Origin of the sequence: Paraburkholderia sp. BL27I4N3, assembly GCF_003386115.1 — a bacterium.
GTDB lineage: Bacteria > Pseudomonadota > Gammaproteobacteria > Burkholderiales > Burkholderiaceae > Paraburkholderia.
The window spans coordinates 2802168-2816826 of the sequence record NZ_QREJ01000001.1; the positions used below are offsets into that span (position 1 = coordinate 2802168).

The window sequence follows — 14659 nt, forward strand, 5'->3', positions numbered from 1 at the left end:
TAGCACCCGCCCTTGGCTGGAAGCTGACTGCAACGTGTGCAGTCGAATTCCGCCAGGTGCTGCCTGGTCTCGTTTTCGGAACCCCCGTCTGAACGGCATGTTAGCGTTCTGTCCACGAGCCGGCGATGCAACCGCTGCGGCGCGATAGCAAGCCCATGGATTTGTCCCGAAAGACATACGTTACCCCATTTAAATTGATTCTATTCACTTTATTAGCGCTTTTTTTTGCAGCAATCGTGCTATGGAAAGGCGCCCGCCGCCCTCTCGCCATCTGCATGGTCGCCTTCTTCTGGCTGCTCGCCGCAGGCTGGCTCACCGCGCCCTTGCTACGGTTGGCACAGCCGCACTGGCGGACGGAGACGCCGGCCACGTTCGCGCCGCGCACCGCGATCATCATGCTGGGCGGCGGCACGATCTACGGCGACGACCACGTCCTCATGCCTCCACGCGACGTGCTGGCGCGCATTGCGGCGAGCGCCGAGTACTACGCCGCCTGCAAACGCGCGGCCGATACGTGCCATGTGATCGTGAGCGGCGGCAATCCGCAGCGGCATCGCGCGACCGAAGCCGACACGTATCTGCCTTACCTGCTGCGTCGGCAAGTGCCACGCGCCGACATCGTGCTGGAAAACAGCAGCCGCACGACCTACGAGAATGCACGCAACGTCTCCAGCATTCTGCAGGGCTCGCGTTACGATTCGCTGATCCTTATCACCTCGGCCTATCAGATGCCGCGCGCTCTGCTCGACTTCCACCGCTTCGGCCTCGCGCCGCAGCCGATGATCTCGAACGCGATCGGCGCACGTCTTGGTGTACTCCCGCGATATGACAATCTGGCGAGCGCGGAGATCGCGTTGCACGAATTGATTGGCATCGCGCAATTTCACGTCTATCGCGCGATTGGCTGGTTCTGAAATTCGAGTCGCATGACAAAACGATTATTTAGAGATGCCAACCATGTGCTTGAGTGGTGATACGTCGTCATGACCTCTCGCGTCAGTCAACACGCATCGCAATTGGGACCCGAACGTAACCAGATGTAACGAATTGTCATTGGAGTTACAAAACCCTCTGTTGGAGCGGATATTGCTGGCTAGAATGCATTGTCTTTCCGTTTGGACAGGCAAGTACTCAGGTCACAACCACTCTGCGGAGGTAGCAATGAAGAAAGTGTCCCTGGCGATCCTGGTTTCCCTCAGTGCCGTAGCGGGCGCGGCCTATGCGCAGGACAACGGCGTCATGATGAGCACCGATCCGGCCAAGGCCGCCGACGTCGAGCAGCGTGCGCAAGATTTGCAAAACCGCCAGCAAGCAATGGACAGCGCACCGGCCATGCCGATGAAGCACCACAAGGGAAGCATGCATCACAAGAAAGCGCCCAAGGCCGACGCCGGATCGTAAGCATAGCCACCCAACTCACCCGCGGCCACGCCGCGAGCGAGCAAAAGCCGAAGCCGGCGCCGCCGGCTTCGGCTTTTTGTTGTTTAATGGGCTGGCGAAAGACTCGCCAGACGCGGAGCAGCGCGGCGCGCCGAGCCGGCCCGCGCCGGCGGCTCGAGCCTTGCGGCGCCCGGCGGGCGGTGTGCTAAAGTCGCGCACCGACCGGCGCCTGGCCGGAATCCCCTAACCCGTGCGCACCTTGGTGCGGAGGACAGCATGAGCAACATTCAGCTTGATATCGAATGGACTGAAGCAGCATCTCGCAAAATCGAAAAACTGATGCCGCGCGGCGGTCAGGAAGCGTTTCTGGCGCTGCCGCCCGTCGAATGCCTGCCGATGGAAGGCGACGTGCTGTTTCTCGGCCCGGACGGCAAGCAGCAGCCGTTCATCGTCGCGGAACGCCAGTATCACCATGACGGCGACGCAGACTGGACCATCATCCTGATTCTCGACGTTCCGCAAGCCACGCATTAAAAGCACAAACAGCACAAACGGCGAGCGCCGCACCGGGCCGCTCGTGCCCGGCAGCGCGCTCGTCGTTGTGCGATTCGCCTGAAGGTTCAGGCGATTTTCGACACGACGCGAATCTCCGCGTGTTCCACCCAGTCTGCCACCGCTTTCCTGTACGCCTCGATGTGTGCCGATTTCGCATGCACCGCGAGCGCTTCCTGGCTTTCCCAACGCTCGACAAATACGAACCGGCGCGGCTCCTGCAGGTCGCGGTGCAGATCGTATTGAAGCGCTCCCTGCTCGTTGCGCGTCGGCCCGACCAGCCCTTCGAGCGCCTGCCGCAGTTGCTCTTCATAGCCCGGCTTCGCCACCGAGATTGCGACCACCGCGATTTCCGACATGCCTGACCTCTCTTTTCACGAAAGGCAGCAGCATACCGGGCGCTCGTCAAAGCTGCAGGCGGCCGCGCGCAAATGAGCGGCGCGCGTGTTCAGGCATCGCCTGCACTGACTCATAACCGGTTCAACATCCTTCCGTCCGAGTACCGTCCTTGCCTGGAGTTTGGCGGGTGTCCGCTTGCCGCCCTGTTACGCTCGGTTTCATACAGGCGATTGATTACGCGAGGCGCAACCGGGTTCGCGCGGCGAACGCGCGCAAAACTCACGCCGGACGGCCGGTCGGCGTGGAGACCGGCATCACCGCGGATATGACCCTGCGTCTGTGATTACCCGCACATTCACGCGAATTGCAAACTGATAGACTGGTTTTGACTAATTCGCCGGAGTCCAGCATGGCTGGCATCGCTCTCCGCGTTCCCGGGCTGTATCCGAGTTGCCCTGCGCGCGCGTGGGCCGTGCATTCGTTGCGCGTCGCATTGCCTGGCGCGTCCCGTCACCCGTTTGCCGCGATGTCGCCATGTCCGCTCTCTTACCCGCCTTTATGCCATCCGTCAGCGAATTGACCCTGAGCGGCCTGCTTCCGCATCTGGTCCGGGACGAGTCCGGCTGGACCGCGACCTGGCGCGCGCTGACTTTGCATAGCGTGTTCCAGCCGGTCTTGTCGGTCACGCACCAGCGCGTGGTCGGCTATGAGGGCTTGCTGCGTGCCTTCGATCCGGTCGGTTTGCCGGTCTCGCCCGACGTGCTGTTTTCCGGCACCCGCTCGGCCGCGGACGCCCGCGAACTCGACCGCATCGCGCGCTGCCTGCATGTGGCGAATTTCATGGAGCAAGGCATCAGCACCGGCTGGCTGTTTTTGAACACGCGCCCGCAGGTGTTTGAAACCGGCTGGCCGCAACGCGCGTTCATCGACGAACTGTCGTCGCATTTCGGTCTGCCGCAGGAACGCATTGTGATCGAAGTGCTTGAGCAGCCCGCCGACGACGAATCCGCTGTCGCCAGCATGCTCGCCGCGTCGCAGCCGCGCGATTTCCTGATCGCGATCGACGACTTCGGCACCGGCTTCTCGAATTTCGACCGCGTGTGGCGCTTCCGCCCGGACATCGTCAAACTCGACCGTTCACTGGTCGCGCGCGCCGGCAGGCGCGAAGGCGACGACTCGATGATCGGCCATCTGGTCTCGATGCTGCATCAATCCGGCACGCTGGTGCTGGCCGAAGGCGTCGAAACCGATGAAGAGCTGATGATCCTGATGGAAGCCGATGTCGATTTCGTGCAGGGTTTCTGGCTCGGCCAGCCGAAGAGTTCCGTGAAGGCAGCCTGCGCCAAGGTGCCGGAGGTGATCGAATCGATGTGGAGCAAGTTCGCGGAGTACGAACGCGAGCATGCCGGCCACCAGCGGCTCGGTTTTGAAGGGTTCGCAGAAGCGGTGCTGAGCGCCGCCGAGACCTACAAGGCCACCGGCGATCTGCGCCAGGCGGCGCAAAAGGTCTGGCATCTGCGCGAGGCACGCCGCGTATTCATCACCAACGGGCTGGGTGAGCAAACCCTGCCTTCGGTGACGGCCGCCTCGGTGCCGCCGCCTCCGCTACGGCTCGCGCCGCTCTACACCGATACGCGCAGCAACTGGTCGCGGCGTGCCTACTTCAAGCACGCGCTCGCCGCGCCGGGGCGCGTCGCGATGATGGGTCCGCATTATTCGCTCGCCGACGGTCAGGACTGCTACACCGCGGCCCTCGCCTTCGAGCATGACGGCCCGCATGTGTTGTGCGTCGATTTCGTGCCGACCGCCACGACCACCGTGGCGCGCCCTTCCGGACCCGGTCCTTCGGGACGCGGCGGCAAGCGCTAGTCGTCGACCCGGCCGCGGCCGGATTTGATCTCGCTGCGTTTGGCTTTGCCGTCGAGACGCCGCAGGTTCGACGCGCGCGTCGGCCGGGTCGCGACGCGCGGCTTGCGCGTCACGCTGACGCTTTCAATCAGTTCATCGAGCCGCGCCAGCGCGGCCACCCGGTTCATCTCCTGCGTCCGATGCTCCTGCGCCTTGATGATCACCACGCCGTCGCGCGTGAGCCGGTGATCGGACAGCGCGAGCAGGCGCATTTTCAACACTTCCGGCAACGACGATGCCTGCACATCGAAGCGCAGGTGAATGGCGCTCGACACCTTGTTGACGTTCTGACCACCCGCTCCTTGCGCGCGCACCGCGGTCAGTTCGATTTCGTTCGGCGGGATCGGATAACGGGATGTCATGACACGAGCTTGAGTCGGAAAACATGAGTGTACACAGCGCGCGACCGATCACCGACTACGGACTATCGAGCGCGCGCGTCGATGCGAAAAACTATTTGCGTCGACGCGGGCAGTTCACCGATACTGCGTTTTTCGCTTACAGCGTAAATTCACATGAAGCTCCGCCCCGGGTTTGTGCTGGAACTGGCTGTCAACTTTCTGTTGCCGTGGCTCGCCTACCGGCTTGCGCTGCCGCATCTGGGCGAGACCGGCGCGTTGATCGCGTCAGCCGTGCCGCCGATCGTGTGGAGCCTGATCGAACTCGCGCGTTTCCGGCGCGTGGACGCGCTCAGCGTGATGGTGGTGGCCGGCATCGTACTCTCGGTCGCGGCGATGGCGCTCGGTGGCAGTCCGCGCATGCTGCTGTTGCGCGAGTCGATGGTGTCCGGCGCGATCGGCGTGGTGTTTCTGCTCTCGTTGCCGATGCGCCGCCCGCTGATCTTTTATCTCGCGCGCGCCACCGTCGCGCGCGAAATGGAAGGCGGCGCCGAGCGCTTCGAGGCCCTGTGGCAGGAGCGACCGGCTCTCGTCAGCGCGATGCGCTTGATGACGCTGGTGTGGGGCGTCGGCCTGACGGGCGAGACGGCGTTGCGTGCGTGGATGGCGCTCACGTGGCCGATCGAGCGCTTCCTGGTCGTATCGCCGTTTATCGGCTACGGCATTTATGGCGGCCTCGCGTTGTGGACGTTCTGGTATCGGAAGACCATGCGTGGCCGCGTCGACGTTGGCGTGCAGTCGGGCGGCGCAGCTGGTTGAGCGGGTTTGGTGTGAAATGGGCGCTATTCAACGCCGCGCCACACCTCCACTATCCGCGCCGCCAACCCCGAGTCGCGCTGTGTCGGCGTCGCAATCGCTTGCGCCAGCACGGCGCGCGCGCCGATCACTTCGACCCGTTCGCGCGCGCGCGTGATCGCCGTGTACACCAGTTCGCGCGATAACACCCGGCTAAATACGGAAGGCAGCATCAGCACCGCGTGCTCGAACTCGGAGCCCTGCGATTTGTGAACCGTGAGCGCGAACGCTGTGTCGTGCGGCGGCAGCGCCGCCGGCGATACCGCTCGCAAGCCGGCGTCGCCGGTCCGGAAATACACGCGCAACGCGCCGTTCGCGCCCGGCAGCGCAATACCGATGTCGCCGTTGAAGAGACCGAGCGCGTAATCGTTGCGCGTCACCATGACGGGCCGGCCGGCGAACCACTGCGCGCCCACTGCCAGCGTCACGCCCGCCGCGCGCCGCACCTGCGCCGCTATCGCCGCATTCACCTGATCGACGCCGCGCGGTCCGGAACGGGTCGCGCACAAAATGCGAAAACGGTTCAACGCGTCGAACAGTGGCAATGGGTCGGGCGTTTCGGCTGCCAGCGCTGTAGCAAGCGCGTCGGCGTACGGCGCGAAACCTGTGGCGAGCCGTGCGACGGTGCGCTCGGCAAGCGTCGCGTGCGTGTCTTCGTAAAGCGCCGCTGCGCACGTTTCTGTCGGATCGGTCCGCAGGACATCGAGCGCCGCGCTCGCCGAGCCATTGCGAATCGCGAGCGACAGACGACCGATGGGCGATTCCAGGCCGAACCGATAGTTGCGCTCGAGCCAGACGACACAATCGGCGAGCGGGTTCTGCATGGGCGACGCGCCGGCCATGTGCGAAGGTGGTGGCGCGACGCTTTCGAAAAGGTCGCCAACGGGCAGTTCGTTGAAAGCACCAGGCGAATTCGTGTGTGCAAACAGATCGTCGTCGGGTGCATCAGGCTGCGCGAAAAAATCCGCCGGCTCTCCGCCGAAGCCTCGCGATGCGCCGGGCAATGCCTGCGCGAGTTGCGTTTCGTCGATGCCGAGCGCGTCGGCGATGCGCCGCAAGCCACCCTGCGTGAAAGCCGGGCGCGCGCTGAGTTCGGCGAACACCGCGCCGGCTTCGACGGCGGCGAGCTGGTCCTTGTCGCCGAGCATCACGAGACGAGTCTGCGGGGCGATGGCGTCGAGCAGATGCGCGGCCATGGCGACGTCGATCATCGACGCCTCGTCGATCACGACGACGTCGTAAGGCAGTGGATTGTCCCGATGATGCCGGAAACGTCCTCCCGGCCCGGAGCCGAGCAGACGGTGCAACGTGTACGACGTCTGCGGCAAACGCGCGGCGAGTTCAGGCGGCAAATCGCCGGCGCGCGCGAGCAAGGCCTCCTGCATGCGCTGCGCGGCTTTGCCGGTGGGGGCCGCGAGTGCGACGCGCAGATCCGCGCGTGTATCGAGCAGGCAGGCGAGCACGCCGACCACGGTCGTGGTCTTGCCGGTGCCCGGTCCACCGCTGACAATGGTGAGTTGCCCGGACAGCGCCATGACCGCCGCGACGCGTTGCCAGTCGACCTGGTCGTCCTTCGGCGGACCGAAGTAGCGCAGGAGACGTTGGTGGAGTGTCCCGGCGTCGGCCAATCGCCCGACACCCTCTCCCGCCCGCGCATGCGCCACCAACGCGCGCGCAAGCCGCCGCTCGTAGTCGTAATAGCGAGCCAGATACAGTCGCCCTTGCCCATCGACCACCAGTGGCCGCAACGCCGCCGAGCTTTGCGAACCATCGCTCGCCATGCCGCTTGCGAAGAGCGCGGCACGCACTTCAGCGCTCGACGCCTCGAAGCGTCGCGCCAGCACCGCGAGCGGCACGCATACGTGGCCTTCGGCTGTCGCGCGGCTCGCGGCAAACGCGCTCCGCGCCGCCCACTTGACCGCCTCGGCCGGCGCGCCGCCGCGCCGCGCCAGCGCACCGATGCGGCGCGCGAAACCTTCGGCGAGCGCAATACTGAAATCCGCCGGCGCGGGCAGACTCACGCCAATGTCGTCGAGCTCGGGCGGCGCCGATGCGCTCTGTTCGAATGTGCTCATTGAGCACCTCCGATCATGGCCGCATCGAGCAGCGCGACCAGCTCGAATGCGGGACGCCGCATATGCACGCCTGCTGGACCATCGGCGTCGCGCCAATGCGGGCGCACGCCGCGCACAAACAGATACAGATAGCCGCCGATATGCGTGTCGTACGAATAATCGCGCACTCGCGTTCTCAGATAACGATGCAGCGCAACCGTATAAAGCAGCGCCTGCAGGTGATACGCGTGGCTCGCCATGGCCGCTTCGAGCGGAGCCGCGGCGTAGTCGGCAGCGGTGTCGCCCAGATGGTTCGACTTCCAGTCGACGATCCAGAAACGCCCGTCGTACTCGACGATCATGTCGATAAATCCTTTGACAAATCCACGCAACACGCCGGGTTCCAGCGCGACGTCGGGATAGCCATGTTCGATCAACAGTTCGCGCAACGCGGGGAAGTCCAGCGACGGCGCGGCGAACAGAAACTCGAGCTCGTTCAGGCGCCGGCGCGGGTTCAGCCTGGCGAGCGTCATGCCGGGCTGTAGCTCGGTGGTGACCACGTCCCTGAGCAGGTTGTGCATCATCGCCGGCAAGCGTGCGGCGAGTTCGGGCACAGCCGGCGCCGGACGCTCGCGCAACGCGCCGCGAATGGCGTCGGTCCATGTATGCGGCTCGGTGAAATCAGCGAGTTCGAACATGCGGTGCAGACAGTCGCCCGCAGCGGCGCCGCGCGGAAACGCGAGGATGTCGTCCTCGGCGTAGGCCGGAGCCTGAGGCGTGGGCGCGGTTGCGACGACGAGCGCATCGGCGATCTCGTCGTGATCGGGACGCACCTCTTCCACCGGCGCGTGCGTCTCTTCGCTCTTACTGCCGGCGGCGATCAGCCCGCTAAAACTCGCCATGCGCCACTGATCGCGCAACGGCCTGCGATTGGCTCGCGCCTGCATGCGCGCGCTGCGGTCCTGAAGGCTTTCGAGCGGCACGCGGCGCTCCGGCCTCGGCAGTGCGGCGAGCGTGATCGGGCCGCCCGCCAGCGCCTGCCAGCGCGCCGACAATGCGGCTTCGTCGGGCGGCTCGGCGAGCCAGTCGCCGAACTCATGACCCTCGCCGGCCACGAGCCAGTTCAACACGCTGCGGCGCGACTCCTTGGTGGAGCGCGAGGACTGGTACGTACCGGCCACCAGATAGCAGCGGTACACCGCGCGCGTCAACGCCACGTAAACGAGCCGCGCCCGTTCCGCCGCCTGTTCGCGCACCGCGTAGCGCGACGCGTGCTCCGCTTCAACGTCGTCGCAACCGTAGTGCAGCACCGCGTCGCCCATGTCGTCGTGATACTCGCGCGCATCCGGCAAACCGGACGACGGCGGCTCGCGCAAGCCGCCGTCGTTCAGGAACGGGCAGAACACCACCGCGTATTCGAGCCCTTTCGATTTATGGACCGTGACGATCTGCACGAGGTTGCGATCGGACTCAAGCCGCAACTGCGCGTCTTCGCCGCCGCCCTGCGTGCGTTGCGCGGCGAGCCAGCGCAAGGTCGGCGCGATGCCGGGCTGCGTTGCGGCGCGCGCCTGAACGAGTTCGGCCAGATGGTTCACGTTCGTCAGACGGCGTTCGCCATCCGCCGCGGCAACCAGCCGTTGCGCGACGCGCAGCTCACGCATCAGCGTGCGCCACATCACCGCGAAACCGCGCTCATGCCACAGCGTGCGATAGCGCAAGAAACGCTCGACCCAGCCCATCGCGTCGGCGGCGTGCGCGGGATCGTCGGCGACCGATGGCGCGTCGGCGACCTGCTCGAGTCGCCACAACGCGGCGGCGTCGAGACCCAGCCAGTCGGTGGCCAGAGCGGCGCGCAGACGGCGCAGATCGCCGGGCGTATCGACGGCGGCCAGCACGCGCTCGATCTGCTCGGCGTCGAGCGTCGCGAACACGGACGCCTGCGCCAACTCCACGCTGCCGACACCCCAGGCGGCCAGTACGCGTTTGATCAAACTGCCCTGCTTATGCGTTTGCACCAGCACCGCGATGTTGCCAGGCGCGAGCGGCTCATCGCCGATCGTCACCGCGCCTTCGCGCGCGCCGCGCAGCAGACGCACGATCTCGGCGGCACACGCTTCGCTCGCTTCGCGCTGGGCCTCGCGTTTGGTCAACGCGGCGTCGCCTTGCGGCAAGGTCCAGATACGGAAGTCGCCGGCGCTCGCGTCCGGATCGGAGAACGGCGGCCTGCGCCGATCGCCCGCGCGCACCGGCTGATAGTCGAGACCTTCCAGCACGAACGCTTGCTGGTTGGCTTCGAAGAGCCGGTTGCACGCCTCGACGATAGGCGCGGTCGAGCGCTGATTGACGGCCAGCGTATAGCACGCGGAAGCCGCCTCGCGCGCCGCAAGATAGGTATGCAGATCCGCCGCGCGAAAACTATAGATCGCCTGCTTCGGATCGCCGACCAGAAACAGCGGGCCGGCCGGCGCGAAGATGCGGCTGAAGATCGCGAACTGCAGCGGATCGGTGTCCTGGAACTCGTCGATCAGCGCGGCGGGATAACGCGTGCGCAACGCATCGGCAAGCCATGGATGCGCCGCGAGCGCGCGATACAGGTTGGACAGCAGATCGTCGAACGACACCACGCGGCGCGTGCGCTTGCGCGCCACCAGTTCGGCGGGCGCGTAGCCGAGCCAGGTCTGCACGAGCGAGAGCCAGCGCGCGCGTTGCGCGGCCTCGGCCGCGACCACGGCCGCCGCCAGCGCTTCGGCATGCTCGAAGAACGCATGTTCGGGCGCCTCGAACTTGACCTTGGTAGCCTTCTTCAACGCCGAAGCCGTCAGCTTCAACGCGGCCTTCGGCGGCGGCGCATGACAATCGCCCTGCGCGAAGTACTCGGTCCATGCGGCGATCGCGGCGCACACATGGTCGGGCTTGTGCGATGTCTTGCTCAGTCGGTCTTGCGCCTGCGTCAGCAAACTGACAATCGCGTCGCGCTCCGCATGCCAGAGCTCGCAGGCAGCGTCGAAGCCGGCTTGCGGGTCGGCACCTGCGCCGCTCGCATCGACCTTGCCCCAGCGCAATTGCGCCAGCGGCTTTTTCAGGCGACGCGCGAGTTGTTCGTCGAGTGACGCGGGACCGGCGCGTTTGGCCACCAGCCACGCGGCGAACGCAGGATGCGCATGCGCCACCGGTTCCACCTGCTCACGCCAGAAGTCAGCCGCCATTTCGAAGCGCAAGGCCGCGTCGTCGGCTTCCATTTCGAAGGCGAACGGCATGGCTGCAGCGAACGGCGCTTCCTGCAACGCGCGCTGACAGAACGCGTGGATGGTGTGGATCGCCGCCTGGTCGAAGGTGCGCAGCGCGCGCCGCACCACTTTCAATGCGTTCTCGCGCGCGATGCCCCGCTCCGGCGCCAGCGTCGTTTCAAAGAGACGGCGGATGAATGGATCGCCGCCGTCGTCGTCCAGGTCGATGGCGCGGTCCAATTCCGCGAGACGCCCGCGTATGCGTTCGTGCAATTCCGCGGTCGCCGCCTTCGTGAACGTGACGACGAGAATCTGATCCGCGTTCAGGTTCTTTTCGAGCAGCAGCCGTACGTACAGCGCGCAAATATTCCAGGTCTTGCCGGTGCCCGCCGACGCCTCGATCTGATTCACGCCGTCGAGCGAACAGGCGAAGACATCAAGTTCTTCGGCGACCAGCGCGTGATGCTTCGTGGCGCCGCTCATGATGCGCTCCGCAGATGTTGCAGGAGCGGCTTGAACACGATCGCGGCTAGGCTGCCGAACGGTTCGTCGAGCGTGAGCGGCGTGCCGCGCAAGGCAATGCGCAGGGCGGGGTCGTCGGACTCGCCGCGCACGCGGTCGTTGATCCACACGCCCTGCGCCGCGGAATCGCTTTCGCTGACCTTGGCCCATGCGCTCTTCGGGAAGAAGCGCAGTGGCAGCATGCGGCCTGCCTTGAACAACGCGGCAAGCGGCGCCAGTTCGTCGAGCGGTGCGGCGACCGGCGCGAGTTCGAAGCTCTCGCCGCTGCCATGCCAAACGGTACGGCGCGGACCATTTGGCTGCGCGGCGCAATAGACCAGATGCGCGAGCCATGCCGAGAGATAGTCGCGGGCGGTAGGTTTGGCGTAGCGGAAAATCACTTGTCCTGTTTCGGTGAGCAGGTTCAGACTGACGTGCAGTTCCAGCGGCGTTTCGGCGGCTTGACGAAGCTGCGCGTCATACGGGCCGAACAGCGCACCGGCCGTCCCGGCGCTGTCGGGCCAACGCGGCACGATGTCGAGCACGAATGGCAATCGCTCGACACCCGAAGCCACCTCGCGGCGCACGCTGTCGGCGAGTTGACGCAACGCGCCGAGTTCGCGCGCTCTCCACACCGCGCCGGTAGCACCGCCCGGCAATTCCGGGCTCGCTGCCGCCACGCGGCGCACGCGTTCGAACACGACGTCGTCGTCCGTATCGAGGTCGAGGAGCACGGGCAACAGACGGTCCGCCAATGCATCGCGCCCCGCGTAATCCAGATCGAACGGCTCGGTATCGAGCAGTTCGCCTTGCGCTTCCGACAGCACGATACCCAGACGGTCGCGCAACAGCGCGCGCGCAGGATGCCGCCAGAAACGCACGAATTCGTCGAAGGCAATCGGTGCGGGTTCTTCGGGAGGCAACGGCCGATCGAAGAACGGCGCAGCAGCCGGATGTGTAGGCGCGGCCAGTAACGTGGCCAGCTCGGCGCGGTCCGCGTCGTAGCTAAACAACCCGGATTGCGACGAGAAATAGTCCGACGCGAACGCCTGCAACGGATGATCGACGATAAACGCTTGCCGCGCGCTCTCGACTTCCGCGGGACTCGCGCCCTCGCCCGCCGACACCTGCGCGAGATGGTCGAGCAATTCGTCGACCAGCGCGGCCGGCGGCAACGGCGCGTTGTCGCGAATGCTGCGGCCCGTATAAGCGATGAAGAGACGATCTCGCGCCGCGAGCAGAAGGTCGAGGAACAGATTGCGCTCATCGTCACGCCGTTGACGGTCGCCGGCTTTGCCGAAGGCGGCCATCAGATCGAACTCGTCGGCGCGCGCAAGACTCGGCAACACGCCGTCGTCCATGCCGAGCAGGCAGACGACGCGATACGGCAAGCCGCGCAAACTCGTCAGCGATGAAAACGTCACGCTGCCCCAAGGCACGCCGCCGCGCGCAGGGTCGTCGAGTGCCTCGGTGAGTGCGCCGCGCACCACCGCGGCGGGCATGGCGACTTCCTGCGCGCCGGCCTGCATCGCGTCGCCCATCTTGTCGATCGCGTCGCGCACGGCGGCGAGCGAGTCGGCGAACTCGACGCCGCCGTCGAAACATTGCGCCAGCGTTTCGAGCAGCAGTTGCGTCCATTCGGAGGGCGTGCGCTCGATCGCGCAATTCGCCGCGAAGCTGTCGATGTCGTCGACGAAACGCGACAGGCGGCCGAGCAATTCTGCTTCCGAACCGTCGGCGCCTTCGACTGGCAGCCAGGCATCGACCGGTTCGCCGCCATCCGGCATTGCGTAGCCGAGATAGAGACGCGTGAGCGCATCCGCGAACGTATGACGGGCGATCGGCACGTGCTCGCCGGACGGCTCGACCGGTGCGAGCCCGCGACGCGCCCCTGCCGCCGCCAGCCATTCCTGCGCGGCTTCGAGCGAGCTGGCGTCGATTCCGTAACGCACGGCAATCGCGTCGACGCGCAGCCATTCGATCAGATCCGGCGCCCCCACGCTGCGCTCGGGCAAGGCCAGCCAATCGAGCAGCAACCGTGCAACCGGATTGGCCTGCGAGGGTGGCAAGCCGGTAATCCGATACGGAATGCGGCGCGTGTCGCCGGGCGGCGAGGTGCCGAACACGGCGTCGATCAGAGGACCGGCCGCCGCGAGGTCGGACACGGCGACCAGCACGTCGGACGGCTGGAGGTCGTCGAACTCGTCGAACCAGCCGAGCAGACGATCGTGCAGCACTTCGAGTTGGCGCGACAGGCTGTGGCAGACGTGGACTTCGATGCCGCTCTCGATCGGCAATTCGTCAGCCTCAGTCTCGTCCTGCAGATTGAGAATGCCGTTCTGCACGGCGGCAAGCCAACTCGGCTCCGGGTTCTCAGCGAAATCGCCGGCCTCGCCAGAAGCAGCGCTCTCGGTCAACTCGTGCAGCATGTGCAACTGCGCCTGGGTCTGGCGGCCCCACTCGGCAAGCAGTGGATGGCCGACTTCTTGATAGTCGAGCTGGCCGGCGGCGTCGAGCGCCTCGACGCGCCCCGCGCTGACGACGTCGAACCAGAACTCGCGGCACGGATTCATTACGTACAGCCGCACGTCGATCCAACGCGAGAGCGCGCGCAGCAACGCCACATGCAACGGCGGCATGGTCGGCAGCGCGAATACGCTGACCGCCTCGGGCCACTGCGCATTTGAGATCGCCTCGAGGTCGAGCGTGCCGATTTCGTCGAGAAAACGATAAGCGGGCGGCAACGCAGCCGCGGGCGTTTGCGCGTCGCCTGAGAGTTCCGTCAGCACAGCGCGCCACAGTGCCGCTTGCCAACGCTCGTCCTCGCGCGCCGCTTCACTCGCGCCGACAAGGCGCGGACCGGTGTCGTCAGCCGCGCCGCTTGCGAAGATCGAGCCGCCCTTCTGCCATTGCAGCAGCCATTCCGGGCGATAGGTCAGATAGTGGTCGAGCACGGTCGCCACCCGGCGCGCGAGTTCATAGCGCATCGACGCGTCCGCTGCATCGAGATACGTGCGTAGACGCGGCGACGCATTCCACGGTAGCGCTTCGTCAGCCTCGCCCAACAGCCGGTAGCAACGCCACACGAGCCGGTCCGGCGCGAACGGCGAATGCTTCGGCACCTCGATCACGCCGCCGATCTGCGCCCATAGCCATTGCGCGAGATAACCAAAGTTGACATTCGCGCAGATGCCCTGGCGCGCGGCGATATCCAGTTCGAGCCGGCGCCGCACCGCCGCGCTTGGGACGATCACGGGCTGCGCAGTCCACGGATCGGACGGCGCTTGTGCCAGGTCGTCGAGCAGCGCGCCGACAAGGGTTTCGTAGCGATTCGAGTAGAAGAGCTGGAGCATGGATCCTGGGGCTTGCGGGCGGCACGGGCGGAACGCCACAAGCCGCGACAGACATTGAAGCGACAGCATAACAAACGCATCCCCAGGGCAGAACCTGGCCGAACGGACGAGGTCAGATCAGCCATAAAATCAGTTAGACTCGACGGCAGTTC

General features: G+C 65.7%; 10 protein-coding genes. 5 read left to right on the forward strand and 5 right to left on the reverse strand.

The window, feature by feature from the left end:
* Nucleotides 1–194: 194 nt before the first annotated feature.
* From B0G71_RS12850 to B0G71_RS12860, 3 genes are all read left to right on the forward strand, one after another.
* The gene (locus tag B0G71_RS12850) at nucleotides 195–914 is read left to right on the forward strand and encodes a YdcF family protein (protein WP_404935332.1); all 720 of its coding nucleotides are present in this window, start codon (nucleotides 195–197) and stop codon (nucleotides 912–914) included.
* 247 nt (nucleotides 915–1161) lie between these two features.
* Complete coding sequence (locus B0G71_RS12855; protein ID WP_116142243.1) at nucleotides 1162–1401, forward strand: hypothetical protein; 240 nt, start codon at nucleotides 1162–1164, stop codon at nucleotides 1399–1401.
* A 255-nt stretch (nucleotides 1402–1656) separates the two neighbouring features.
* Nucleotides 1657–1914: a hypothetical protein gene (locus tag B0G71_RS12860; protein ID WP_007182306.1), complete on the forward strand. Its 258-nt coding sequence runs from the start codon at nucleotides 1657–1659 to the stop codon at nucleotides 1912–1914.
* 86 nt (nucleotides 1915–2000) lie between these two features.
* Here the strand turns inward: B0G71_RS12860 and B0G71_RS12865 are convergent, their stop codons facing one another.
* On the reverse strand, nucleotides 2001–2291 hold the full coding sequence (locus B0G71_RS12865) for a putative quinol monooxygenase (RefSeq protein WP_116116656.1): 291 nt from the start codon (nucleotides 2289–2291) through the stop codon (nucleotides 2001–2003).
* Nucleotides 2292–2805: 514 nt separating this feature from the next.
* Here B0G71_RS12865 and B0G71_RS12870 point away from each other — a divergent pair.
* The gene (locus tag B0G71_RS12870; protein ID WP_258875577.1) at nucleotides 2806–4140 is read left to right on the forward strand and encodes an EAL domain-containing protein; all 1335 of its coding nucleotides are present in this window, start codon (nucleotides 2806–2808) and stop codon (nucleotides 4138–4140) included.
* On the opposite strand, the gene arfB is transcribed toward B0G71_RS12870, so the two are convergent.
* Nucleotides 4137–4541 (reverse strand): alternative ribosome rescue aminoacyl-tRNA hydrolase ArfB, encoded by a 405-nt coding sequence (arfB, locus tag B0G71_RS12875; RefSeq protein WP_116142247.1) that lies wholly within the window; start codon nucleotides 4539–4541, stop codon nucleotides 4137–4139. The genes B0G71_RS12870 and arfB overlap by 4 nt on opposite strands.
* 153 nt (nucleotides 4542–4694) lie before the next feature.
* On the opposite strand from arfB, the gene B0G71_RS12880 reads away from it, so the two are divergent.
* Nucleotides 4695–5336 (forward strand): VC0807 family protein, encoded by a 642-nt coding sequence (locus B0G71_RS12880; RefSeq protein ID WP_116142249.1) that lies wholly within the window; start codon nucleotides 4695–4697, stop codon nucleotides 5334–5336.
* Nucleotides 5337–5359: 23 nt separating this feature from the next.
* Here B0G71_RS12880 and B0G71_RS12885 read toward each other — a convergent pair whose 3' ends face one another.
* From B0G71_RS12885 to recC, 3 genes are read right to left on the reverse strand one after another with little or no spacing between them, the layout of a single operon-like run.
* Complete coding sequence (locus B0G71_RS12885) at nucleotides 5360–7447, reverse strand: AAA family ATPase (RefSeq protein WP_116142251.1); 2088 nt, start codon at nucleotides 7445–7447, stop codon at nucleotides 5360–5362.
* Nucleotides 7444–11136, reverse strand: a complete 3693-nt coding sequence (gene recB / locus B0G71_RS12890) for an exodeoxyribonuclease V subunit beta (protein ID WP_116142254.1) — start codon at nucleotides 11134–11136, stop codon at nucleotides 7444–7446. Before recB ends, B0G71_RS12885 begins: the two co-directional genes overlap by 4 nt.
* On the reverse strand, nucleotides 11133–14507 hold the full coding sequence (gene recC, locus B0G71_RS12895) for an exodeoxyribonuclease V subunit gamma (protein ID WP_116142256.1): 3375 nt from the start codon (nucleotides 14505–14507) through the stop codon (nucleotides 11133–11135). Before recC ends, recB begins: the two co-directional genes overlap by 4 nt.
* Nucleotides 14508–14659: the final 152 nt, after the last annotated feature.